The following is a 21,460-nucleotide window of genomic DNA, read 5'->3' on the forward strand; positions in this document are numbered from 1 at the left end:
TACCTTATTGCTCATTCTTGCGCCGCACCCAAGGAGAGTAATGGAGATGGCTACAGCAATTGAGGGTGACCGGTATCTCACTTCTATTTTTTACCCGGGCCTACCTTCGCCCGTCTACGGATTACTTGAGTTCCTGAGCGAGGCCGATGAGGATGCCCTCCGGGCCGCGGATGTAGCACAGCCGATACACGCCCTGGTATTCCACAACCTCATCCACCACGGTCGCGCCGAGTGGCCGCAGGCGAGTAAGGGTTTCCTCAAGGTTGGCCACGCTGAACATCACTCGCAAATAGCCGAGCGCATTGACGGGCGCAAGACGATGGTCAGCAACAGTGGCGGGGGCAAGGAACTGGCTGACTTCGAGTCGGCTTACGCCATCGGGAGTGGCGAGCATCGCAACTTCCACCCGTTGGTCGCGCAGACCGGTGACCCTTCCGGCCCAATCGCCCTCGACGATCCAACGACCTTCGAGAGACATACCCAGCACCTCAAAGAACTCAATCGCGCGATCGAGTGATTCGACCACGATGCCGGTATTGTGCATTCGCAAGGGAGAGCTATCTGCCATATGACTTGAGTATCCACCAAGCTCGGGCGCAAAAACGCCCGCCTCGAACGCTCGAGGCGGGCGAGGCAACAAGCTTTAGCGGATGTTGCCGTTGAGGCCGGCGGGGAAGAAGCCGCCGCTGCCGCTACCACCCAGGTAAACGATGCTCAGGACTTCCGCCGTCGAGCGGGTGTAAACGATGCCGTTGTCGTCGGTCGGCACGATGTTGGCGTTGCCGCCCACCACGATGCCTTGGTCCTTATCGCCCGCACCATCGGCGCCGTCGCGAAGGTCGGAGATGGCTTGCGCCGTAGTGACCGCCGAACCGCCGATGTTATACAGCACGGTGCGCACCATTCCGGCGTGATACGCTTCCACGCCGAGGATGCCCGCCGCGGCCTCAAGGTAATCCTTGTTGGTGATCAGCCGGGCGCCGCCCTTGTAGGCCGTCACGCCAACATCCTCGAACACGAACGCGCCGATGAGGAAGTTGACCTCGTTAGCGAACGGGTCGAACGTCGGGCCGAGTCCTGCCGCCGCGGCGGCCGCGTTGAAGCTTTCGCGCAGGTTGATTTCTGGGCGGACGACGGCTTGCGTGCCGAGAGCGGCGCGCAGGAACCGAACGTGGGCGAGCTCGTCGGCCGCGATTTCGCGGGCGTACTGCTCGAAGGCGGGGGTGGAGAAGGTGACCGCGCTACCGCCGGTGACCGCGCCGGCGGTGGCTCCGCCGGCATCGTTTTGCGAAAGGCCGACGCCGAACACGGCGCGCAGGTAGTACTCGGCCTCGAGGTATTCGAGGTTGAGCGCGAAGTTGAGGACGTTGATATCGGTGGCGTTGCCGACGCCGATGGTGTCGGCGCCATCGCCTCCGCAACCGGCCAACACGCCGCCGCCGAAGAGAGCCGCGCCGCCGGCCAACATGCCCTTAAGAAGGGTTCTGCGTTCGAAGCGCTTTTCCGCCATTTCTTCTCGGGCCAGTGATAATTCTCGAGTAATGCTCATGTGAATTTCCTTCGTCTTGCTTCAATTCATGAGCAAGGCTCACCTAAGGTAACGCGGGAATTTTTGTGGCGGGCGCGTGTTCAGAGAACCGTCATGTAACGTTCACCATGGGTTCAGGAGGGGGGCGAAATTTGGCGTGAGTCGCCCCCGTCTGCCCACATGCCACGCCCGCGCGACCACGCTGGCGCTTGTCGCTTTGCCCAGACGGGGGCGGGCTGTCGCGGTGGAGGGAGGTGAGGTGGGTGGGAGCTTGTCGCTGCGGTGGAGGGAGGTTTTTCGGTGGGTAGGTTGGAGACATTTGCCCCCGTCTGCCCACATGCCACGCCCGCGCGACCACGCTACGCTCGTCGCTTTGCCCAGACGGGGGCGGGCTGGCGCGGTGCAGAGAGTAAGGATTGAGAAAGTACCTGCCCGCCTGGCCGAAGGCTTACCTACCCTTCAGCTCCACCACGATCACGTGGATGTCCTCCGCGCCGACGTTCGTCAGAGTATGCGGCCCGAGAGGCGGCGTCCAGGTGGTCGCGGGCAGCGCATCCGGACCCGCGGCGCCGCGCGTGTCCAGCAGAACCGCGCCGTGCTCGTCGCGCCGAACCATATCCGCCCACGAAAGAATCGTCGTCGCCGCCGGATGCTGGTGGGTGTGCAGGGCGGTGGTCTCGCCGGGGCGGATGCGGGTCTCCAGCACGCGCACGTGCTCGTTCTCCAGCAGCACGCGGTGATGCTCGCGCGCGGCAAGTACGGCGTCGAGTTCCGGCGGCCAAAAATCAAATGACATAACCCAAAGCTTGACAGCGAACTTTGGAAACGGTCAAACCTGTCGTACAATATCCGTGGTTCGGTGGGCACTTTTATGAAACCTCTCGCGATTCTTGCTGCGCTGTGCGCATGCGCCATTTCTCTGGCGCAATTCACATCTTCCAACGTCACGCAGTCGGCCTGGCTTTCGAACGCCGCGCTTGCGGGCGGCGATGGGAATGACTGCTGGGGATATGTTTCACCGTCTGGCCGCGAGTACGCGCTCATGGGCCAAGTGGACCAAATGACTGTGGTCGAGGTAACAAACCCCGCCGCGCCGGTGATCATTCAGGCGTTCCCGCACCTCACCAGCACGTGGTCGGATATCAAGGTCTACCGCGACCATGCTTATGTGGTGACCGAAGCCGCCGGCTCGGGCATCATGGTCATCAATCTCTCGCAGGTGGATCAGGGGATCGTCACTTTGGTGCGCACCATCGCCAGCCCGGGCAGCTCGCACAACATCCATATCGACGAAACCAGCGGGTTCCTTTATACTTGCGGCAGTCGAACCGGAACCGGCACCACCATGTGCTTCGACCTGAGCAATCCGGGGAATCCGGTGCGCGTGGGGGCCAACTCGCTGACCACCAACTACATGCACGACGTGCAGGTGAACACGTTTACCAGCGGCCCGTACGCGGGGCGACAGATTCTCTACGGCTTTAGCGAGAGTCGAGGCGTGGACCTGTACGACGTGACCAACAAGAGTGTGCCGGTATTTCTGGCGCGGGCGACCTACACCAACATCGGCTATTGCCACCAGGGTTGGCTGAGCGCCGACCGTAAGTATCTTTTTGTTGATGATGAACTCGACGAGCAGAACTTCGGCGGCACCACCCGCTCGCTGGTGTTCAACGTGGAGAACATTAACGCGCCGGTGCTGGTAGGCACGTTCTCCAGCGGGCTGAGCTCGATTGATCACAACCAGTATTGGGACGACGGGTTCCTCTTCCAAGCTAACTATCGCTCGGGTCTGCGCATTTTCGACGCCAAGAATCCGACCGCGCCGGTGCAAGTGGGCAACTACGACACGTATCCCAGCAGCAACTCGGCTCAGTTCTCGGGCGCGTGGAGCACGTATCCGTTCTTCCCCAGCGGCACCGTCATCGTCAGCGACATCAATCGCGGCTTGTTCGTGCTGAACGCAAGCGCGGCGCTGACTCGCACGGAAGCGGCGACGACCTTCCAACTGGTGACTGGCGCACTCGGCGGCGGCTCGCTGAGCTCGCTGACCGCGGTGGATTCAAATGTCATCTCGGTGCGATTCCCCAAGAGCGTGAGCCCACTGCGCAAGTCGGCGGAAGCGCTGATGAAGTTCAAGACCTTTGACACGGAGCCTCAGAATTTTACGATTGACCTGCAGTCGGGCGCGCAGGGCGGTTCGGCGCTGGAGACCGTGAGTCTGCTGAACGTGCAAACGAAGCGCTACGAGGTGATCAACACGCGCAACTTGGGTGAAGGCGAATCGCTCGCATCCATGCCGGTGACCGTGTTGCCGAAGCGTTTTGTCAACCAAACCACGAACGAAGTGACGGCGAAGGTCAAGTGGACCATGTCCACCACGGGTCGCGGCCTTCCCGCCGTTCGCGTCAACCAGTTCCGCGCTCGCGTTCTGCGCTAGTCCGCCGAATCGGGAACCATGGCCAGGCCCAGACGACACACTTCGTCGTCGGGGCCTTTTCCGTACTTCACATCCGCCGGTTCGCGGTTCTCGTTCATGCGGCATTTTTCGTCGTTGCGATAGAAGAATCGGGCAGTGATTTTGCTTCCCTTTTCAACGCGAACGGGTTCGGCGAATTGGAGGGCCGGAGCGAAACTGTAGTCCCATCGCCGGGTGTGGTAGAGCGTTTCCGGTTCGCCCTTCGGTTTGATGAGCGTGATCTCGATTTCGGCGCAGTAGTTGCGCGCCTCGGGCATCAGGCTGAGCATGGAATTGCCGTCGGTGAACTCGTGAGTAAGCGTTTGCTCCAACACTTTGTTGGCCGGGATCAGAAAGTTGAGCTGCTCCATTTGGACGGTCGCGACCGGCTGCGCCTTGCCGTAGCTCAGGGTGACGGTGCTTCGGTCGCGCTCGGGCTTGCCGGTCGCCTTATAGTGGTGAACCAGCACGACCATGGTGTCGTCATCCACCAGCGAAATCGCGGCGGGCAGCCGTAGCGCGCCGGAACCGGGGGCGATTGTGGTCGCGAAGTAGGGCTTGATTCCTGTGAACGTGCCCGAAGTCAATCCGACTCGCTTGGCCGCCTCGACATCCTTGGCCGCGACGATGGCAACCGACGTGTAGCGCAAGCTGTTGGCGGCGTCGGGCCGAATCTGGATGGCCGATAAGCCCTGGTCGGTCGCGTCAATCTTGAACGCGTAGACCCGGCGTTGGTCATCGCCGATTGCGGGGATCGGTTCGGGGTTTGTAAGCTCAACAACTTGGTCGGCGCGGATGGGTTCCAGTGGCACGACGGCGGGGAGTTTGATTTCGCTCGCCTTTCGCCATTTCTGAATGAGCAGCCGATCGTCGTCGTTGAGTTGCCGTGAGTGGCCGACGAACTTGACGTTCGATTCGTAAAGGTGGGGCGGCATCGCTTGGCTGAGGATTTGGCGGTAGATCAGCTTTTGGTGGAAGACGATGCGCTCGGAACTGTCGAGCCTCACGCCGCCGATTCCGTTAGCGCCGTGGCACGACACGCATTCGCGGGTGATGAGTTCTTGCACCTGCCGATTGACGTCTTCGTCCGGTTGCGGCGCGGCTTGCCAGGCGAGGCCCAGCGTGGTGCCCGCCCCCAGAATCAGAAACAACTTCGGGTTCATATCAAACTCTGCTCGCCGCGCAAGCGTCTTGTACGAATATGACGTGTTTACTCGCCGCAATACTCGCTCTTGCGGCCCCGGCGGTGACGGATTTGCCAAAAAATGTGAAGCTGCCTGCCGCTCAGTTGGTGAACGGCAACGCAGCCAAGGTCGCCGCGGATCAACCGGTGGTGATTATTTATCTGACCGCCGAGTGCCCGATTGCGAACCGCTACGCGCCGGTGATCGAGAAACTGCACCTTAAGTATCGCAAGCAGTTGACCTTGATTCGGAGCTTCCCCAACGAGGTGAGTGAGCGCAAGATCATTCGCGAGGTCTCGCGCGAGTACAAACAGACATCGCCGTTTGTGCTGGATCCCAAGCTCGCGTTTGCTCGCGCGCTCGGGGTCAAGGTGAGTCCGGAAGCGGTGCTCCTGGATCGGTCGCGCAACGTGGTGTACCGCGGGCGGATTGATGGGCGCAACATCGAGCACGGCAAGGAGACCACAAATTTTCGGCACGACCTTGCGGAGGCAATTGACGAGTTGCTCGCTGGCCGGCCGATCAGTCAACCCGAAGTCCAGGCGAAGGGCTGCTATCTGCCGATTGACTGACGCCCCCCACTTGCGATCCGTCAATCGCCTGTGCCATACTCTTTTCTTGCGATTGGCCTCAAAGGCCGACATTCAAAGGACCAGCCATGGCAAAAAAGGGCGAAAAGCGGGAAATTATTCGACTTGTCTGTACTGAAGACGGGAAGAATTATTACAGCACATCAAAGAACAAAGTGAACACCAAGGATAAGTTGGAGCTGATGAAGTACAACCCCAACCTCCGCAAGATGACCCTTCACCGCGAGAAGAAGTAAGGAACGATCATGCCAAACCCCAAGCGAAGACACAGCCACCAACGAACCGCGAAGCGACGCACCAACTACGGCACCGAAATGCCGGAAGTGAGCGTAGCTCGACAGGTCGGTTCGGACTTCGGCGTACACCTGCGCCACCACGCGACTCCCGACGGATACTACAAGGGTCGCAAGCTCCCGGGCTACAAGTAAGAATTTTTCTGACGAACCAACTGGCCGCTTCTCAGGTTACTGAGGAGCGGCTTCGTTTTGTTCGGCATGCGCTTCGGCCTGGTGCCGCATTTCGGCGTGGTAGGGCTCGTAGTGGGCATTGACGATCGCGCCGCCGAGCGCGTGCGAAATCTGGTCTTCAATGGCTTCGGCCAGATCGTGCGCCTCAACGAAGCTCAAGTGATCGTCGAGCAGCAGGTGCAGGTCCACGTAACGTTCCGAGCCGACGGCCCGCGTTTTGAGCGCGTGAAATCCGCGCGCATCGGGGTGCGAGTGCAGCACATCTTCAATGAGCGTCACCTCGTGGCGGGGTAGCGCGCCGTCCATGAGCGGGTGCAGCAATTTGCGGAGTTGGAGCAACGCCGAGACGATGACGAACGCCATAAACGCGATGGCGATGAGCGGGTCGAGTTGCTTCCAGCCGGTGAGTTTCACGGCGATGAGCCCGAGCAGGATTCCGAGCGAGGCGAACATGTCGCCGCGCAGGTGGGTGACCTCGCTGCTGAGCGCGCTGGAACCATGTTGCCGCGCGACGCGGGCCAGGTGCAGACTGAGCGCGAGATTGATCAAGGTGCTGGCGGCCATCGCGATGAGGCCGTAGTCCACCGTAATCGGCTCAGGATGAATGAGGCGGCGGGTCGCCTGGGCGGCCACGATGATCGCCGTGATCGAGATGACGATCATCTGCCCGGCAGCGAGCAGCACCTCGGCCTTGCCGTGTCCATAGGGATGTTCCGGGTCGGGCGGTCGGGCGGAGACTCGAATCGCCTGGAGCACGCCGTAGGAAATCAGCACGTCCACGGCGGATTGCAAACCTTCGGCGAGAACGCTGACGCTCCCCGAGAGGGTGCCCGCGATGACCTTACCGAGCACATTGAGAGTGGTGAGGCCGAGCGAAAGCTGGGCCCCTTGTTCCACCGCTCGTTCCGCGTTTGCCATCGGTAAGTGTCATTGTGGCCCAATTCTTGCCGCCATCCCAAGGCATGCGCAATCGTGGATTCTCCAAGTTCGAATTGATCGCCGTCATCGCCATTGTCATGACCGCCGCCGCCATCGGTGTGCCGGAAATTTTGGCCAATCAGAAAGCCGAAGCCGCCAAGCAGTGCGCATTCAAACTGGACCGCGTGAACTTTGCCAAGGAACAGTGGGCGTTGGAGCACCGCCAACCCAGCGGAACCGCCGTGACTCAGGATGAACTGGTCCCGGGTTACATTAGCTTGATGCACATTGATGAGGCCAAAGCGATGCCGGGCTTTGAAATTGGCAAAGTCGGTGAGAAATCTTCCTGTAAATGTGGAAGTAACTAGGCATAGCCTGCATATTTTCGGGTGGGGTCCGAAGATTAGAGTGGGGAAGCTTTGCTATGCGTCGCGCATTTACTCTCATCGAAATCATGATCGTGGTCATGATCATCGGCGTCCTGCTGGCCGTCGCAGTTCCCTCGTGGGTTCGTTCTCGTGAGGTAACGCGTCGCAACGCCTGCCTCGAGAACATGAAAAAGATCGAGGAGGCGAAGGATATCTACGCCATGGAGAATCGACTTTCAACCGGCGACGCGGTGACGAACGCGCAGATTGCGCCGCAGTTCATCAAGGGCATTTTTCCGACTTGCCCGAGCGCGGGCACGTACACCACGAACGTCATCGGGACGCATCCCGATTGTAGCGAGCACGGCGTGCTCCCCTAAAGCTTCTCGGGCACCACACTGGTGCCCTTTTTTGCGCTTTCAATCGCGGCTTCGGCAATCGCCACCGCGCTGAATGCTTCGGCGGGCGTGATCTCGTACGGCGTGCCGGTTTCCAGCGCCGCAATCCAACTTGAAAACTGACGGAAGTAAGGGTCCTGGTCGGGCGTAAGGCTGTTGTCGGTGAAGGTCGTTCCGGCTAAGTTGGTGGCGCGCACGGCGGCAGTGGTCCGCGAGTCGAACTGAATCATGCCGTCGGTGCCGCACACTTCCATGGTCACGCGGAATCCCGCCGGATCCATCCAAGTTGCCTCGACGTGGGAGACCGCGCCGCTGGCATGGCAGAGCGTGGCCAGGCCGTAATCGCCATCGGCGAACGGCTGCTTGCTAAAGGCGACGGCGCGGGCATTAACGCTGACCACCTCGCCGAGCGTCCAACTGAGCCAATCAAAATCGTGAATCGCCAGGTCAAAGAGCACCCCGCCGGAGCGCTCGAAGTCGCGGAACCAGCCCCCAGCGCCAGTCGGAGCTTTGCCGCCTCGGCGCAATCGCGCGGCGGTGACTCGCCCGACTCGGCTGGCGGCGACTAACTCGTGCGCGCGGCGATACTCGGCAAAGTAGCGAACAACCTGGCCCGCGGCCAATTGGACGCCCGCCTTGGACGCAGCCTCGATGAGCGTTCGGCACTCGGCGGTCGTGCGGGCGAGCGGCTTCTCGATCATCACGTGCCGCCCGGCGGCAATGACCTTGAGGCCGATTTCCTGGTGGAGGTCGGTCGGGAGGCACACGTCCACACTATCGGATTTGCTCAGGAGTTCTTCAAACGAAGCGCATGTCTGGACGGTGGGGAACTGCTCTCCGTACGCTTTGAGCGCGTCGGGGTTGGCGTCGAAGGCAAACAGCTGCACGTTTGGCATGCGGCGATAGTGGTTTGCGTGGACGCGCCCCATTCCCCCGGTGCCGACAATGCCAACGTTGATCATGTCGCCAGTTTACTGGTGGCTTGGACTCGGTTGCCCAGCATCACTCCGGCGAGAACAATGACGAGCCCGACGATCTGCGTCGTGAGGATCGGGGTGCCGAGCAGGAAGTGGCCGATGAGAATGGCGGTCGGCGGAATGAGATATTGATACAGCGTGGCTCGGGCCGCGCCAATCTCGGAGATGCCCTGGTAGTAGGTGATGAACGCGACGCCGCCGGAGAGAATGCTGGTGTAGAGCAGCGCGGCCCAGGTGAGGGGAAGAATGCTCGCCCACTCGACTTGCATCGTCGCGGACCAGCCAAACGGGATCATGACCAGGCAACCACCGATCATGGCTTGTGCGGTGAGTTTGGCGGGCGAGTGGTCGCGTAGCAGTGGGCGAATCACGATGACGCTGAGCGCCCACACGAGCGCACCGGCGAAGACCAAGAAATTGCCCAGCAATTCGCCTGGTTTTTCGCTGCCGTGGCCGAAGATCACGCCGATGCCGCCGAGCGCAATCGCCGCCCCAATCAGCACGTCCCAGCGGAATTTGTCCTGTTTAAACACGACGCTGAGAAGGCCCGTCATGAGCGGGGAGGTGGCCATGATGATCGCGCCCGCGTTCTCGTTGGTGCGGTGCAGCCCGGCCAGAAAGAGAATCATGTAGATTCCCATGCTCAGGAACCCCTGAAGGATGCTACGCCAGGCGTGTTCGGGGCTGGTGAAGCGCAGACTTTCGCCTTGCCATTTGGCCACGATCACAAAGAAAATGGCGGTCGGAATGGTGCGCAACAGGGCCACGGCCTCGGTCGAGAGCTGCTGATGCAGCGCCTTGATGGCGGCGAAATTGCCCGCCCAAAGGACCACGGTAACCAGGAGATGAAAGTTGACCCTCTTGGCCACCCACAAATTATTGCATTCGCGAACGAAATGGCGTGTGACTTGCTCTCTCTTGTGCTACAACGCAATTGCTATTATGAAAAAAGCTTTTACTCTCATCGAATTGCTCGTGGTTATCGCCATCATTGCAATTCTCGCTGCCATCCTGTTCCCGGTTTTCACCCAAGCCAAACTGGCCGCCAAGAAGACCGCCGCCCTCTCGCAAATGAAGCAACTGAGTCTGGCTGTGTTTATGTACAGCACGGACAACGATGACTACATGGCTCCGGCGAGCAACCGCACCGGCGTGGGCGACCCGATCATCTGGCCGGGTCTGGTCAACGTGTACGCGAAGAACAAGGACATCTTCCAAGCTCCGGATTCGCGCGGTACTTTTGCCGACGTCTGGGTGAATCGCAAGAACCAAAGCGTGGGCTACACCGACGCTTCGGGCGTGGACCCGCTGAGCACCGCCGTTGAAGGCGCGGCTCTCCCGGGAACGGAAGGCTTCACCAACGCGGCCAACTTCAGCCAAGCCGAGGAATCGGCCTCAATTGGTCTCTTCGCGGTAACCCCGAACGGAGCCAACGCTGGCTCGGGCAAGGAACGCGGCTACGTGTTCAACCCGTACAACGGTCCGACGCCGACGACCTACTCGACGGCTGAGGAAAACTACAAGTACGGCCTCCCGCTGATCGCCGACGTGAACATCGTGACCACCCCGTACAAGGGCGTGAACTACACGACGCTCTCGGCTGGCGCGCTCAAGCCGATCTTTGCTCGCTACGGCGGCAACGGTCAAGGCGATGGGCAAACCCCGGTGATCTTTGCTGATGGCCACGCCAAGATGTACTCGGCGAACTCGCTGAACCAGTACGGCAAGGTCATTTGGCGCTTCCGCTAAGAATGCTAAACTAGCGACAAGGATGCGGATTCTTGTCACAGGCGGAGCCGGTTTCATCGGCTCCGCTTTTTTGCAACGAGCAGTAGCGGAGCAGCCGCAACACACGTTTTTGAACGTGGATAAGCTCGGCTACGCCGCGAATTTGCGCAACCTGGCCGGGGTTGACCAAGCGCCGAACTACTCGTTTCGACGGGTGGACCTCACCGACGCGTCGCTGATCGCGACCACGGTGGCGGAGTTCGAACCCGATCTCGTGGTTCACTTCGCCGCCGAAAGCCACGTTGATCGCAGCATTAGCGCGCCGCGCGCCTTTGTGGATTCCAATGTGGTCGGCACACTGAACCTGCTCGAGGCCTGCCGGGCGGTGTGGCGCGATCCTGCGGGCAAGCGATTTCACCACATCAGTACCGACGAGGTTTTTGGGGCACTTGGCCCGAGCGGCTCGTTCGATGAAACCACGGCCTACGATCCGCGCAGTCCGTATTCTGCCTCCAAGGCGGCGAGCGACCACCTGGTGCGAGCGTACTCCCACACCTATGGGCTGCCCGCAGTCATCACGAATTGCAGCAACAACTATGGTCCGCGGCAGTTTCCCGAGAAGCTAATCCCGCTGATGATTCTCAATTGCCTTGCGCGCAAGCCGTTGCCGGTGTACGGCGAGGGACAGCAGATTCGCGATTGGCTCTACGTGGATGACCACGTGGACGCGATTTTGCGCGTGGCGACCGACGGCAAGCTCGGCGAGACGTACCTTATCGGCGGCGGCCACGAGGTGACGAACCTTGAGATCGTCCGCACGATTATCGCCGAAGTGGCCTCGCAAACCGGCGCCGAACCCGCTGAACTGGAGGCGCTCATCACCTACGTCCCCGATCGCCCCGGCCACGATTTTCGCTATGCGATCAACCCGACCAAGATTCGCGAGGAACTCGGCTGGACACCGCGCGAGACCTTTTCCACGGGCCTGCGAAAAACCGTCGCGTGGTACCTGGCGGAAACCGATTGGGTGCGCGACGTGCAAAGTGGCGAATATCGCGAGTGGATGCGCCGACAATATGGGGGGGACGCATGATCAGCAAAGGAATCATTTTGGCGGGCGGTACGGGCTCGCGGCTGTGGCCGATCACGCGGAGTGTGAGCAAGCAGTTGCTGCCGATTTACAATAAGCCGCTGATCTACTACCCGCTGAGTGTGTTGATGCTCGCCGGAATCCGGGACATCTTGCTGATCACCACTCCGCACGAGCAGGAAATGTTCCGCCGACTGCTGGGCGATGGCGCGGCATGGGGCGTGAGCATTGACTACGCCGTGCAGCCGAACCCCGAGGGCCTGGCCCAAGCCTTTCTTATTGGCGAGCGCTGGATCGAAGGGCAGCCCTGCGCCATGGTGCTTGGCGACAACATTTTCTATGGTCAAGGCCTGACCACGCAACTCGCCAACGCGGTGCGGCAAGAAGCCGGGGCAACCGTATTTGCGTACCACGTCAGCGATCCCGAACGGTACGGCGTGGTTGAATTTGATGCCGCCGGCCAGCCGATTAGCTTGGTGGAGAAGCCCACGTCGCCCCGCAGCAACTATGCGGTCACCGGGCTCTATTTCTACGACCACACCGTGGTGGAGCGAGCAAAAGCGATTCGGCCATCGGCGCGCGGCGAACTAGAAATCACCACCTTGAACGAGGCTTATCTCAACGACGGCGAACTGAAGGTGGAGCTTTTGGGGCGCGGCGCGGCTTGGCTGGATACCGGCACTCCGCAGAGCATGTTGGAGGCGAGCAACTTCGTCGAGGCGGTGGAGCGTCGCCAAGGGCTCCTCATCTCCTCGCCCGAGGAAATCTCTTTCCGCAACGGCTGGATCTCGCGGGAGCACCTGTTGGGATTGGCTGACGGCTACGGAAGCAGCGAGTATGGAGCGGAGCTGCGGCGCGTGGCGGCGGGCCAACCATGACCCTGGAACCGCTCGGCCCGGCGGGATTGCAACTCGTCATCCCGAAGCTGCTCGGCGACGAGCGCGGCTGGTTTAAGGAAGCGTGGCGCGATGACGCTTTCCCGGGGCTGAACTTTGTGCAGATGAACATGTCGCACTCGCGCGGCGGCGTGGTGCGTGGCCTGCACTACCAAGAGCCGCACCCTATGACGAAGCTCGTCTTTGTGGTCAGCGGCACCATTATTGATGTGGCGGTGGACATCCGCGTCGGATCGCCGACCTTCGGCGAGTTTTGGCAAGCCGAGCTCTCGGGCGACAACCATCGCCAGCTCTGCATTCCGCCCGGGTTTGCCCACGGCTTCGAGGTGCTCAGCGAGTCGGCGACCATCGGGTATATGGTCACCGAGCGATTCATTCCCGAAAACGACCGGGCCATCCGCTGGGATGACCCGGCCATTGGGATTCCTTGGCGAACCGCGGATCCGGTGATTTCGGCCCGCGATGCCGCCGCGCCCGAGCTAGCTCAGGCGACCGTGCTGCCGCGATTTTCGGCGCAGTAGCAGCACCCCGACCGCGAACGCGGCGAAGGACGCCGGTTCGGGCACCGTGGTCACCGTGAGTTGGCAATCGTTGTCGCCCGGCTGAACCGTCCAAGGCGCGAGCCCCGCGCCGCTGTTGAACAGGCCGCTTGTCGCGGCGGTGTTGCCCAGCGCCATCGGCTGAATCGGCGTGATGCCGCCCGTGGCGCTCACGCAGAATCCCCACGAGAAAACGCCCATCATGTTCGCCTTAAAGTTGTTGCGATCGATGCAAACAATCGCCGTGGTCGCGCAGAAGTACAACGGTCCGAACGGCCCCCAGCCTCCGGGCGAATCGTTGAAGAACCGGCCCTTGCCCCCTTGCCGATTCGTATCCGTGTTGCGGTCGGCGGCCGAGTTGTAGGTCACGTCGTACCAAGGATCGTTATCCCACGGTCCGCCCGGCCCGTTCGGCAGGGGGTCGGTAAAGTCGCCGTTCGGATAGCCCGGCACGTTGTTGCGAATGTTGCCCGCCGCATCCTTGATCTTCACGTTCTGAAGCCATCGGACATCTGCCGCCGGGCACCAGGGATTGGGGCCTTGGTCGAATTCGGCCTGGATATTCACACCTCCCTGAGCATTGCTCCAATTGAACTTAGTCACGCGCAGAGTTTGGGCTTGCGCCACAACACTCGCGAGAACGACAATTGACGTAATCGAAATGAGTTTCATTTGATCCCTCTCGGAGCGAGTATAGAGAGCCACCGCAAATTTTTGGGGCAATTGATATCATTTGCGCAAGAATGGTTAGGCAACTTTGCGGGAACTTCGAGCCCCCGCGCCGACGTCTTGAAGTTATGGTCACCAAGAAAAGTGTCTTAGGCATTCTCCTGCTCGCCGCCTCGGCGTGCGCCTCCGCCGCCGGCGAAATCAGCATCGGCAGCCCGGCTCCCAAACTCGATATCAAGACGTGGGTTAAGGGTACGCCCGTCAACGGCTTTGAAGCGGGCAAGACCTACGTGGTCGAGTTCTGGGCCACCTGGTGCGGTCCGTGCAAAACCTCCATTCCTCACCTAACTGAGCTGGCGAAGAAGAATTCCGACATCACCTTTATCGGGGTGAGCATTTGGGAAGACAACGACGACCAGCGCGTCGAAAAGTTTGTCACCGAAATGGGCGCCAAGATGGATTACACCGTCGCTTACAGCGGCAACAAAACCGGCATGTCGGAAAGCTGGATGACGGCGGCCGGCCAAAACGGCATCCCGAGCGCCTTCATCGTGAAGGACCGAACCATCGTCTGGATTGGTCACCCCATGAGCATGGACAAGCCGCTGGAAGAGATTAAGGCGGGCACCTACGACATGGCCAAGGCCAAGACCAAGATGGACGAGGCAGTCGCCGCGAATCGCCGCGCCATGGAAATCAACAAGGAACTCGGCGCGATTAAGAAGCAGTTTGCCGCTGGTCAGAAGGCCGAAGCAAAAGCCAAGCTTGCCGACCTGGTGAAGAAGTATCCGGAAGCCGAAGCCAACGCCAAGCCGATGCAACTGGCCTGGATCGCCGAAGAAAATCCGGCCGAGTTTTCGAAGAAGGCCAAGGGCATGGCCCGCAAAGAAGATGATCGCGACCAGTTGCTGAGCTTCGCCATGGCGAACGCAAGCCCGACGTCGAAGCTCATTCCGCAGGTTCGCGAGGCTGTGCAACTTAGCCTGGCCGCGACCAAGGAAAAGGAAATGAAGACCCTGTGGTACGCCCTCACGATCTTCGAGCGAATTGGTGACAAAGCCGCCGCGCTGAAGGCGGCGCAAACCGCGCTGGACGTTTTCCCGACCAGCGATATGAAGGATGAAGCCGACTTCAAGAAGTTCTTGGAAACCACGGTGGATCGTCTGAAGAAGGCCTAAGAGCCGTTGTTCACTGAAATGCCCGACTCGTCTGAGTCGGGCATTTTTTATAACTTTTTGTGGAAAACTTCATCGATTTTCCGCACTAATCCGATACAATTACGGTGATGTCTTGCTTGATCCCCACGAAAACAGGTGGATCGCGCGTGGGTCCACCTCCACCGATTGGCACCGCATTTGGCTTCCCGGCCGACAATACGCCGGTCGGGGTGGTCTATGTCTATTTCCAGGCTCTTGATCTTCAGGAGTGGTTCGACACCACGGTTCGTTCTCAGCAACTGACGTGTCAGTGCTTCCACAGTTACAATCAGCTTTTGCAGGCGTGTCTGCACGAGCCGCCGGCGGTGCTGTGGGTCGATCGGGCCGACGTGATGGCCTCGCTCGCGACCTGGTTGCCTGATCTGGCGGACATGGAGCTGATTCTTACTCGCGATAAGCGTCGCGATTCGCTGCCACTCGAGCTCGCGAGCCGGGTCCGCCTGACAGGCGATCCGCACGAGTTTCCGCGCGCGTAGGCGCTTTTCTGCTGGCGGATTGGGTATGTGCTTCTATACCGCATTCGTCGGTTAACCCCACGAGACAATCTTGGTTTGTTAATTCGCCCTCGCAAGGTGAAAAACATGTCGCGAATACGGGGTGGTGTGCGAAAATCCCTTATGCGGCTCAGGCCACAGGAAACCGTTGCCAAGACAAGGTATGTTCATAAGCGATGAAAGCAGTGCCGCCTCCGAAGCGATTACCAGTCTCCCGATACCTTGAACCGAAACGTGTGACTGAATCTCCATCACAGTCACAACAGCTCAAAAGGTCAGGAAGCAACCAAAGAGCGACAGGAAGTGGAAATAAGTGACATCCAAGTTGCCTGAACATGGTCTGGAACCCGTGACCGTGCGACCGATTTTAAGGTGGGCTGGAGCGAAAACACAAATACTTACAAAGTTAGCATCGTACTATCAAGATCCAAAGTATAAATACATCGAACCATTTTGTGGATCGGCATGCTTGTTCCTACGCCTGAACCCGAAACGGGCTGTACTCGGAGATATGAACAGTGACCTTATCGGGACGTACGAAACAGTTCGGTCCAACCCGTCAGATGTTCACCAAGCAATGCAGGGTTGGGGCCTCGACGCCGAAACCTACTATAAGGTCAGGGCCGGAGAAGGTGTCCACACGGATCCCATCAGCAAGGCGGCAAGATTTCTATATCTCAATAGACTCTGTTTCAATGGAATTTACCGTACGAACCTGAGTGGTAAGTTCAACGTTCCATGGGGGGCTACAAAATTTAGGGCGATGCTAAGCTTGGAAGAGTTAGTTTCATTCAGCGAAGCACTCAAAGGAGTAAAGCTTGTGTCGGGCGATTTTGCCATGTGCCTTCAAAGGGTCTCTGCAAAAACATTTGTGTATCTGGATCCCCCATACCGCGTGACTTCGAAGCGCACCTTCCGGGAGTATTTACCGGCAGGGTTCGCCGTAGACGATCTTCACCGACTTCGGACCGCAATCATCAGGATACACGAGTCAGGGGCGAAGTTCGTGCTCAGCTATGCAGACTCCGCTGAGGCGCGAACGCTTGGAGATGGATTCCAGACGGTGAGTACACCGGTCCGGCGCTTAGTGGCAGGTTCAGCCTCAAGCCGCACGAGAGTAGAAGAACTTCTGATTAGCAACATCGAGATAAGTCAATGAGTAATCCAAGCAGCGGACCCCACCTATCGCCCCAAACACTACCTGCAGGATCTCTCAAAGAGATTCCGCTTGAAGACATCGTGCCCGACACGAATAACCCTCGACTGCTATTTGATCCCGAGCCTTTAGCTTCACTCAAGGCGAGCATTAAGAAACACGGTGTGCTTGTGCCCATTACTGTTCATAAGCAAAAGGGCACAAAGCTATACCGGATACTTGATGGCGAGCGACGATACCGATGTTGCGCCGAGCTCACAGCGGAAGGAACACCGATATTGACGATAAAGGCAAATATCGTGGATACGCCAGACCGATTATCGGGTTTGCTTGCCATGTTCTCAATCCACAACTTCCGAGAGGGTTGGGAACTTATGCCTACCGCACTTAGCCTGAAAGAGGTCATGAATGAACTTGACGAAATGGACGCAGACACGAAGCGCCTGCATGAGCTAACCGGACTGAGTGAACCGCAGATTGAGCGGTGTAAAACGCTGATGGTCCTACCCGAAGAGTTCCAATTGCTTTCTCTGGAACCCAACCCGCGAAAGCGGATACCCTCAAATTTTTGGACTGAAGCAGAGCAGGTCGTTAAGAAAATCGAAACTCACATGCCACAAGTCGTTAAAGAACTTGGCGGTAGAGACGGGATATGGCGAAGGTTGGTGGAAAAGTACCAGGCAAAGTCAATTAAGAGCGTGATTCATTTCCGAAGAGTCATGGAGGCTTTTACGTTGCTTGATGAGGACGATGACGGCTACGAAGCGAGTCTACAGTCAGCAATTGAAAGACTGAGGGAGTGGTTACAAAACGTGCCTTATGACACCCGAGAAGCATTTGATGAACTTGTCCACGATAAGCGTAGAATCAAAAAAGCTGTTGATCTTTGCGACTCGTTCACGAAGGACATGCAACGACTTAAGCTTGAGTTTGCCTCCGACAGAGAAGACCTCCAGGCATCTTTGAAGAGTATCCGCGAATTTGTGGACAAACTTCTTGATAAGCTATCTGGGGAAGACATGCCGCAGCCAGAATTGTTTGACGAGGTTGATCTCTAGGTGGTGCGGCACCTGCTCGATTGCCACCGGATATCTAAGAGATTCCCTGGCTATGAACCACGCCCAATCAACTGGAAGGTTGTTTGGAAGTATGTCCACCAATCCCGGCCTCGTGACAGGGGAGCCGTCTTTCGGATGCTTGCCCAAGTGCGGTACTTTCCGCCCAGCGAAGTAGAATCTCATCTCAGAGGCTTGCTTCTAAAGCTATGCCAAAGAGCGGATACTGATGGAATTCCACGAGATTGTGTTACGGTACTGGCGGGCCCTGGCGACGGAGAAAGCGGTCATGCCATTCTGGAACTAGCAGATCAGCTGAATACACACGAGAACCTTAACCTAACTATCTTCAGAGGGAACGCCATAGAATTGCAGCAAATGCTAAAAAGCCAGAGTGCTTCGATCTTGGCATTTCTGGACGACTTTGCAGGTTCCGGCCAAACGTTTAAGGACTCAATTGGGGTGTGGAGCGGGGCATTCTCCACCACCGTCGTCCCGCTGTTTACGACAATAGTAATGTGCCCGGAGGCAATCCCTGTCGTGCGGGAGGCCGGAGCCGAGGCTATCTACTCTGTGCTACACCCGGATACCGAGAGGTTTAAGAGTATCTTCACTGACGAGGACTTTGCAATTCTCTCGTCTTACGCACTTGAACTACACAGTAAGACCCCTCTAGGTCACAAAAAAATGGGATGCATGACGGTGCTTTCCCGCAATTCGAACAACAACATGCCATTCCTTCTCAGAGGCACGAAGGGTCAACGAGTCTGGTACGGCCTCTTCCCCCGCCACGATCAGCTTCACCCCTTACCCTACGAGCGTTAGAACTAAGTCCAATGGTCAAGACCGGCCCGAGAACTAGAGCAACGGCACATTCCACATGAACGATAATGAAGACATTAAGAGCAACCTCTGCGATAACAAACTGTTTGGCTGCAAGGTTAGAGAGGACGAGGACGAGGACGAGGACGAGGATACTCTTAAATCTTGCATGTTAAAGAGGGATGAACATAAACGGATTGGTTGGCCCGACGAAAAGTTACTGGTTGCATATGCGAATAATGGGGAGGGAACTGGTGGAAGTGAAGAAACTCCACGACATGCTCCTTCTTCCGGCATTGAAACGGCTTAAGGCCACAAGACCGCTAAAATCGGACGTCACCCCGATCCAACGCGGCGGCCTCGCCCCCGTCTGGGCAAAGCGACGAGCGGAGCGTGGTCGCGCGGGCCTGGCAAGTGGGCAGACGGGGGCGATCCCACAGAGAATCTCAACCAACCAATGCGGCTACAATTCCAGAGTGATTGCCAAGGCGTGGGGAGCGACGCTCTCCGGGATCGATGCCCTCCCCATAGAGGTGGAGGTCGATATGTCTTGGACCAAGGCCGACCGCCATTTCGTGCTCGTCGGACTCGCTGATAAGGCCGTAGACGAAAGCCGCGTCCGCGTCAAAAACGCCATCATCACCTCGGGTTTGAACTGGCCGAGCGCCATGATCATTTGCAATCTCGCGCCGGCCGACGTGCGCAAGGATGCCCCCGCCCTCGATCTGCCGATCGCCATGGCGATTCTCGCGATGAACAAGGCGGTGCCCATCCCCGAGTTGGCCGACTGCCTTTTTCTCGGCGAGCTCGGCTTAGATGGCAAACTGCGGCCGATTGATGGCGCGGTGAGCGCCGCCCTTCTCGCCCACGAAAAGGGCTTCCGCCGCCTCATCGTCCCTGAGGCCAACGCCGAAGAAGCGGCGATCTTCCCCGACCTCGAAGTGTACGGTTGTCGCACGCTGGAAGATGTCGTCAGCCTCATCAACGGCGACCTGCAAGCGCCCATGTCGCAGCGCAGTTTTACCGACGACGAGGAGCCCGAGTTCGAGATTGACTTCTCCGACGTAAAGGGGCAGACACACGCTATCCGCGCGCTAGAGATCGCCGCCGCCGGCGGTCACAACCTGCTCATGGTCGGGCCGCCGGGTTCCGGCAAAACCATGCTGGCTCGCCGCATCCCCACCATCATGCCGCCGCTCACCCTCGAGGAAAGCGTCGCCGTCACCCGCGTGCACAGCGCCAGCGGCTCGCGCGGAAGCCAGCGCGGCCTCATGAAGGTCCGTCCGTTTCGGTCGCCGCACCACACCGCCAGCTACGCGGCCATTGTCGGCGGCGGCAAGATTCCCAAACCAGGCGAAATCTCGCTCGCGCACCTGGGCGTGCTGTTCATGGACGAAATGCCCGAGTTCGATCGCGACGTATTGGAATCGCTCCGGCAACCGCTGGAAGATGGCATCGTCACCGTTTCGCGAGTCCAAATGCAGATGACCTTTCCTGCTGAGGCCATGCTCATCGGGGCGATGAACCCGTGCCCTTGCGGGTTCAAGGGCTATCCCGAGGCCCAGTGCGTTGGCGCAAGTCTCTGCGAACGCTACGGCGCCAAGCTGAGCGGCCCGCTCCTGGATCGGATTGATTTGCACATCACCGTCCCGCGGCTTAAGCCCGACGAATTGCTCGACATGAAACCCGGCGAAACCTCGGCGCAGATCCGGGCGCGGGTCAAGTCGGCGCGGGCGCGACAGCGTGAGCGATTTGGCGCGGCGATGCTGAACGCCAAGATGGCTCCGCGGCAACTGCGGGAGATCGTCACGCTCGATGCCGAGAGCGAGGCGTTCATGCGCGCGGTCAGCGCCAAGCTCAATATCTCGGGGCGCGTGTTCGATCGGCTGCTCAAGGTGGGTCGCACCATCGCCGACTTGGCGGGGAGCGAGCAGGTGACCAAGGTTCACTTGGCCGAGGCGGTTCAGTACCGCGAGCGCTAGTTCAGCAAGGCCGTCAGCCGCAGAATCTCGTCGTAAATGGGTCGGTGCTGGGCTACTTGTTGCTCCACTTCGGCGCGAGTCGCGCACGATCCGGTTGCGCCCAAGTCGCGGCAAGCGAGCCCGCCCACCAACGAGGCGAACGCGAGCGATTGCCCGAGCGGCCAACTGTGCGCCAGCGAGAACAGCATTCCCGCCCGGAAGGCATCGCCCGCCCCGGTCGTGTCCACCACACCGGAAATGGGGAAGGCCGGCAGACGCACCGCGCCGCGCGGGTTGCCGACATAAAAGCCGCGGTTGCCGTCCGTGAGGATCACTGTGCCTTCGGTGATGGTCGCCATCTGGTGGGCGGCGGCGCAGTTGTCCGATTCGATTCCCGGCTTGCCGACCCAGTCGGTGCTGGTCTGGTAGTAGCTCGTCGGGCCCAGCGCGCGGGGTGGGCTGTCCATCGCGTAGATCATCATGCCCGCCGCGCGGCCCAAATCGTAGATGCGCCAAATGCTCTCGCCGAGGTTCATATCGCCGGAGATGATTCCGCCGCGCAACGGCGAAACGTGCAGGTTGGCGGTGAGTTCGGCCAGCTCGGTGAACCCGTCGCCGAGCATGGTGCGCTGCCCGTCGGGAGTCACGAGGATGTCGCATTGCGGCACGCGGTTTCGGCCACCGGGGAGAACCACACGCCGGAGCCCGACTTTCTCCACGCCTTGCCGCAGACGGTCGGCGGCCAAACCCGAGCCGATCGGGTTGCCATAGACCAGCGCGCTCATGCCAAGTTGCAATAGGCCAAACGCGGTGTTGTAGGCCTCGCCGCCCGGCCCCTCGCGCACCTCAAGGGCGTCGATGTACTGGCCGGGGCGAGGAAACTCGGGGACACGAATCAGGCGATCCCAGCATACGGTGCCGGCGATCAGGATTTCGCGCATGGTC

26 protein-coding genes are annotated in these 21,460 nt (G+C 59.4%); 17 read left to right on the forward strand and 9 right to left on the reverse strand.

The features are described 5' to 3' along the window. Positions 1–121: 121 nt before the first annotated feature. The 3 genes from JNJ45_01910 to JNJ45_01920 form a co-directional block, all read right to left on the reverse strand. Positions 122–568 (reverse strand): VOC family protein, encoded by a 447-nt coding sequence (locus tag JNJ45_01910; GenBank protein MBL8047414.1) that lies wholly within the window; start codon positions 566–568, stop codon positions 122–124. 75 nt (positions 569–643) lie between these two features. Next, positions 644–1,549: a ferritin-like domain-containing protein gene (locus JNJ45_01915; GenBank protein ID MBL8047415.1), complete on the reverse strand. Its 906-nt coding sequence runs from the start codon at positions 1,547–1,549 to the stop codon at positions 644–646. Positions 1,550–1,976: 427 nt separating this feature from the next. After that, complete coding sequence (locus tag JNJ45_01920) at positions 1,977–2,324, reverse strand: hypothetical protein (GenBank protein MBL8047416.1); 348 nt, start codon at positions 2,322–2,324, stop codon at positions 1,977–1,979. A gap of 75 nt (positions 2,325–2,399) precedes the next feature. Here JNJ45_01920 and JNJ45_01925 point away from each other — a divergent pair, with 75 nt between their 5' ends. Beyond that, complete coding sequence (locus JNJ45_01925) at positions 2,400–3,968, forward strand: choice-of-anchor B family protein (GenBank protein ID MBL8047417.1); 1,569 nt, start codon at positions 2,400–2,402, stop codon at positions 3,966–3,968. On the opposite strand, the gene JNJ45_01930 is transcribed toward JNJ45_01925, so the two are convergent. Beyond that, on the reverse strand, positions 3,965–5,149 hold the full coding sequence (locus tag JNJ45_01930) for a hypothetical protein (protein MBL8047418.1): 1,185 nt from the start codon (positions 5,147–5,149) through the stop codon (positions 3,965–3,967). The two genes, JNJ45_01925 and JNJ45_01930, sit on opposite strands and share 4 nt — an antisense overlap. Before the next feature lie 104 nt (positions 5,150–5,253). Here JNJ45_01930 and JNJ45_01935 point away from each other — a divergent pair, with 104 nt between their 5' ends. The 3 genes from JNJ45_01935 to rpmF all read left to right on the forward strand — a co-directional run bounded on the left by JNJ45_01935 (position 5,254) and on the right by rpmF (position 6,188). Beyond that, positions 5,254–5,742 carry a redoxin family protein gene (locus JNJ45_01935; protein MBL8047419.1) on the forward strand — a complete coding sequence of 163 codons (489 nt, stop codon included), beginning with the start codon at positions 5,254–5,256 and terminating at the stop codon, positions 5,740–5,742. Between the two features lie 86 nt (positions 5,743–5,828). Then, positions 5,829–5,996 (forward strand): 50S ribosomal protein L33, encoded by a 168-nt coding sequence (rpmG, locus tag JNJ45_01940; protein MBL8047420.1) that lies wholly within the window; start codon positions 5,829–5,831, stop codon positions 5,994–5,996. Between the two features lie 9 nt (positions 5,997–6,005). After that, positions 6,006–6,188: a 50S ribosomal protein L32 gene (gene rpmF, locus JNJ45_01945; protein ID MBL8047421.1), complete on the forward strand. Its 183-nt coding sequence runs from the start codon at positions 6,006–6,008 to the stop codon at positions 6,186–6,188. Positions 6,189–6,224: 36 nt separating this feature from the next. On the opposite strand, the gene JNJ45_01950 is transcribed toward rpmF, so the two are convergent. Beyond that, positions 6,225–7,145, reverse strand: a complete 921-nt coding sequence (locus JNJ45_01950) for a cation transporter (protein MBL8047422.1) — start codon at positions 7,143–7,145, stop codon at positions 6,225–6,227. A gap of 44 nt (positions 7,146–7,189) precedes the next feature. On the opposite strand from JNJ45_01950, the gene JNJ45_01955 reads away from it, so the two are divergent. Both JNJ45_01955 and JNJ45_01960 read left to right on the forward strand, forming a co-directional pair. Continuing rightward, complete coding sequence (locus JNJ45_01955) at positions 7,190–7,513, forward strand: hypothetical protein (GenBank protein ID MBL8047423.1); 324 nt, start codon at positions 7,190–7,192, stop codon at positions 7,511–7,513. Between the two features lie 56 nt (positions 7,514–7,569). Next, the gene (locus JNJ45_01960) at positions 7,570–7,893 is read left to right on the forward strand and encodes a prepilin-type N-terminal cleavage/methylation domain-containing protein (GenBank protein ID MBL8047424.1); all 324 of its coding nucleotides are present in this window, start codon (positions 7,570–7,572) and stop codon (positions 7,891–7,893) included. Here the strand turns inward: JNJ45_01960 and JNJ45_01965 are convergent. Continuing rightward, complete coding sequence (locus tag JNJ45_01965) at positions 7,890–8,873, reverse strand: Gfo/Idh/MocA family oxidoreductase (GenBank protein ID MBL8047425.1); 984 nt, start codon at positions 8,871–8,873, stop codon at positions 7,890–7,892. The two genes, JNJ45_01960 and JNJ45_01965, sit on opposite strands and share 4 nt — an antisense overlap. Next, positions 8,870–9,757, reverse strand: a complete 888-nt coding sequence (locus JNJ45_01970) for an EamA family transporter (GenBank protein ID MBL8047426.1) — start codon at positions 9,755–9,757, stop codon at positions 8,870–8,872. Before JNJ45_01970 ends, JNJ45_01965 begins: the two co-directional genes overlap by 4 nt. 73 nt (positions 9,758–9,830) lie before the next feature. Between JNJ45_01970 and JNJ45_01975 the strand changes: the two genes are divergently transcribed. From JNJ45_01975 to rfbC, 4 genes are read left to right on the forward strand one after another with little or no spacing between them, the layout of a single operon-like run. Next, on the forward strand, positions 9,831–10,637 hold the full coding sequence (locus tag JNJ45_01975; GenBank protein MBL8047427.1) for a prepilin-type N-terminal cleavage/methylation domain-containing protein: 807 nt from the start codon (positions 9,831–9,833) through the stop codon (positions 10,635–10,637). Positions 10,638–10,659: 22 nt separating this feature from the next. Continuing rightward, positions 10,660–11,709, forward strand: a complete 1,050-nt coding sequence (gene rfbB / locus JNJ45_01980; protein MBL8047428.1) for a dTDP-glucose 4,6-dehydratase — start codon at positions 10,660–10,662, stop codon at positions 11,707–11,709. Then, positions 11,706–12,584 carry a glucose-1-phosphate thymidylyltransferase RfbA gene (rfbA, locus tag JNJ45_01985; protein ID MBL8047429.1) on the forward strand — a complete coding sequence of 293 codons (879 nt, stop codon included), beginning with the start codon at positions 11,706–11,708 and terminating at the stop codon, positions 12,582–12,584. Before rfbB ends, rfbA begins: the two co-directional genes overlap by 4 nt. Beyond that, positions 12,581–13,123, forward strand: coding sequence for a dTDP-4-dehydrorhamnose 3,5-epimerase (gene rfbC / locus JNJ45_01990; GenBank protein ID MBL8047430.1), 543 nt, complete (start codon positions 12,581–12,583; stop codon positions 13,121–13,123). The genes rfbA and rfbC overlap by 4 nt, the downstream gene beginning before the upstream one ends. On the opposite strand, the gene JNJ45_01995 is transcribed toward rfbC, so the two are convergent. Beyond that, the gene (locus tag JNJ45_01995) at positions 13,082–13,813 is read right to left on the reverse strand and encodes a hypothetical protein (protein ID MBL8047431.1); all 732 of its coding nucleotides are present in this window, start codon (positions 13,811–13,813) and stop codon (positions 13,082–13,084) included. The two genes, rfbC and JNJ45_01995, sit on opposite strands and share 42 nt — an antisense overlap. A 125-nt stretch (positions 13,814–13,938) precedes the next feature. Between JNJ45_01995 and JNJ45_02000 the strand changes: the two genes are divergently transcribed. The 7 genes from JNJ45_02000 to JNJ45_02030 all read left to right on the forward strand — a co-directional run bounded on the left by JNJ45_02000 (position 13,939) and on the right by JNJ45_02030 (position 20,536). After that, positions 13,939–14,988 (forward strand): redoxin family protein, encoded by a 1,050-nt coding sequence (locus JNJ45_02000; GenBank protein MBL8047432.1) that lies wholly within the window; start codon positions 13,939–13,941, stop codon positions 14,986–14,988. A gap of 107 nt (positions 14,989–15,095) precedes the next feature. Next, positions 15,096–15,503 (forward strand): hypothetical protein, encoded by a 408-nt coding sequence (locus JNJ45_02005; GenBank protein MBL8047433.1) that lies wholly within the window; start codon positions 15,096–15,098, stop codon positions 15,501–15,503. Between the two features lie 373 nt (positions 15,504–15,876). Continuing rightward, positions 15,877–16,680 carry a Dam family site-specific DNA-(adenine-N6)-methyltransferase gene (locus JNJ45_02010; GenBank protein MBL8047434.1) on the forward strand — a complete coding sequence of 268 codons (804 nt, stop codon included), beginning with the start codon at positions 15,877–15,879 and terminating at the stop codon, positions 16,678–16,680. Continuing rightward, positions 16,677–17,735, forward strand: a complete 1,059-nt coding sequence (locus JNJ45_02015; GenBank protein MBL8047435.1) for a ParB/RepB/Spo0J family partition protein — start codon at positions 16,677–16,679, stop codon at positions 17,733–17,735. Before JNJ45_02010 ends, JNJ45_02015 begins: the two co-directional genes overlap by 4 nt. A 375-nt stretch (positions 17,736–18,110) precedes the next feature. Next, positions 18,111–18,557 (forward strand): hypothetical protein, encoded by a 447-nt coding sequence (locus JNJ45_02020; protein ID MBL8047436.1) that lies wholly within the window; start codon positions 18,111–18,113, stop codon positions 18,555–18,557. 55 nt (positions 18,558–18,612) lie between these two features. Next, positions 18,613–18,864, forward strand: a complete 252-nt coding sequence (locus JNJ45_02025) for a hypothetical protein (GenBank protein MBL8047437.1) — start codon at positions 18,613–18,615, stop codon at positions 18,862–18,864. 166 nt (positions 18,865–19,030) lie between these two features. After that, a complete protein-coding gene (locus tag JNJ45_02030) occupies positions 19,031–20,536 on the forward strand; it encodes a YifB family Mg chelatase-like AAA ATPase (protein MBL8047438.1) in 1,506 nt (501 codons plus the stop codon). On the opposite strand, the gene JNJ45_02035 is transcribed toward JNJ45_02030, so the two are convergent. Beyond that, on the reverse strand, positions 20,533–21,456 hold the full coding sequence (locus JNJ45_02035) for a carbohydrate kinase family protein (GenBank protein MBL8047439.1): 924 nt from the start codon (positions 21,454–21,456) through the stop codon (positions 20,533–20,535). The genes JNJ45_02030 and JNJ45_02035 overlap by 4 nt on opposite strands. Positions 21,457–21,460 lie beyond the last annotated feature (4 nt).

It is taken from the genome of Chthonomonas sp., from assembly GCA_016788425.1.
In the GTDB taxonomy this organism is placed as follows: Bacteria; Armatimonadota; Fimbriimonadia; order Fimbriimonadales; family Fimbriimonadaceae; genus JAEURQ01.

Bases quoted from the DNA above. Each gene is read 5' to 3' on its own strand.
- JNJ45_01910 (MBL8047414.1), bottom strand. From the start codon at position 568: ATGGCAGATAGCTCTCCCTTGCGAATGCACAATACCGGCATCGTGGTC.
- JNJ45_01915 (MBL8047415.1), bottom strand. From the start codon at position 1,549: ATGAGCATTACTCGAGAATTATCACTGGCCCGAGAAGAAATGGCGGAA.
- JNJ45_01920 (MBL8047416.1), bottom strand. From the start codon at position 2,324: ATGTCATTTGATTTTTGGCCGCCGGAACTCGACGCCGTACTTGCCGCG.
- JNJ45_01925 (MBL8047417.1), top strand. From the start codon at position 2,400: ATGAAACCTCTCGCGATTCTTGCTGCGCTGTGCGCATGCGCCATTTCT.
- JNJ45_01930 (MBL8047418.1), bottom strand. From the start codon at position 5,149: ATGAACCCGAAGTTGTTTCTGATTCTGGGGGCGGGCACCACGCTGGGC.
- rpmG (MBL8047420.1), top strand. From the start codon at position 5,829: ATGGCAAAAAAGGGCGAAAAGCGGGAAATTATTCGACTTGTCTGTACT.
- rpmF (MBL8047421.1), top strand. From the start codon at position 6,006: ATGCCAAACCCCAAGCGAAGACACAGCCACCAACGAACCGCGAAGCGA.
- JNJ45_01950 (MBL8047422.1), bottom strand. From the start codon at position 7,145: ATGGCAAACGCGGAACGAGCGGTGGAACAAGGGGCCCAGCTTTCGCTC.
- JNJ45_01955 (MBL8047423.1), top strand. From the start codon at position 7,190: ATGCGCAATCGTGGATTCTCCAAGTTCGAATTGATCGCCGTCATCGCC.
- JNJ45_01960 (MBL8047424.1), top strand. From the start codon at position 7,570: ATGCGTCGCGCATTTACTCTCATCGAAATCATGATCGTGGTCATGATC.
- JNJ45_01965 (MBL8047425.1), bottom strand. From the start codon at position 8,873: ATGATCAACGTTGGCATTGTCGGCACCGGGGGAATGGGGCGCGTCCAC.
- JNJ45_01975 (MBL8047427.1), top strand. From the start codon at position 9,831: ATGAAAAAAGCTTTTACTCTCATCGAATTGCTCGTGGTTATCGCCATC.
- rfbB (MBL8047428.1), top strand. From the start codon at position 10,660: ATGCGGATTCTTGTCACAGGCGGAGCCGGTTTCATCGGCTCCGCTTTT.
- rfbA (MBL8047429.1), top strand. From the start codon at position 11,706: ATGATCAGCAAAGGAATCATTTTGGCGGGCGGTACGGGCTCGCGGCTG.
- rfbC (MBL8047430.1), top strand. From the start codon at position 12,581: ATGACCCTGGAACCGCTCGGCCCGGCGGGATTGCAACTCGTCATCCCG.
- JNJ45_01995 (MBL8047431.1), bottom strand. From the start codon at position 13,813: ATGAAACTCATTTCGATTACGTCAATTGTCGTTCTCGCGAGTGTTGTG.
- JNJ45_02000 (MBL8047432.1), top strand. From the start codon at position 13,939: ATGGTCACCAAGAAAAGTGTCTTAGGCATTCTCCTGCTCGCCGCCTCG.
- JNJ45_02005 (MBL8047433.1), top strand. From the start codon at position 15,096: ATGTCTTGCTTGATCCCCACGAAAACAGGTGGATCGCGCGTGGGTCCA.
- JNJ45_02015 (MBL8047435.1), top strand. From the start codon at position 16,677: ATGAGTAATCCAAGCAGCGGACCCCACCTATCGCCCCAAACACTACCT.
- JNJ45_02020 (MBL8047436.1), top strand. From the start codon at position 18,111: ATGCTAAAAAGCCAGAGTGCTTCGATCTTGGCATTTCTGGACGACTTT.
- JNJ45_02025 (MBL8047437.1), top strand. From the start codon at position 18,613: ATGAACGATAATGAAGACATTAAGAGCAACCTCTGCGATAACAAACTG.
- JNJ45_02035 (MBL8047439.1), bottom strand. From the start codon at position 21,456: ATGCGCGAAATCCTGATCGCCGGCACCGTATGCTGGGATCGCCTGATT.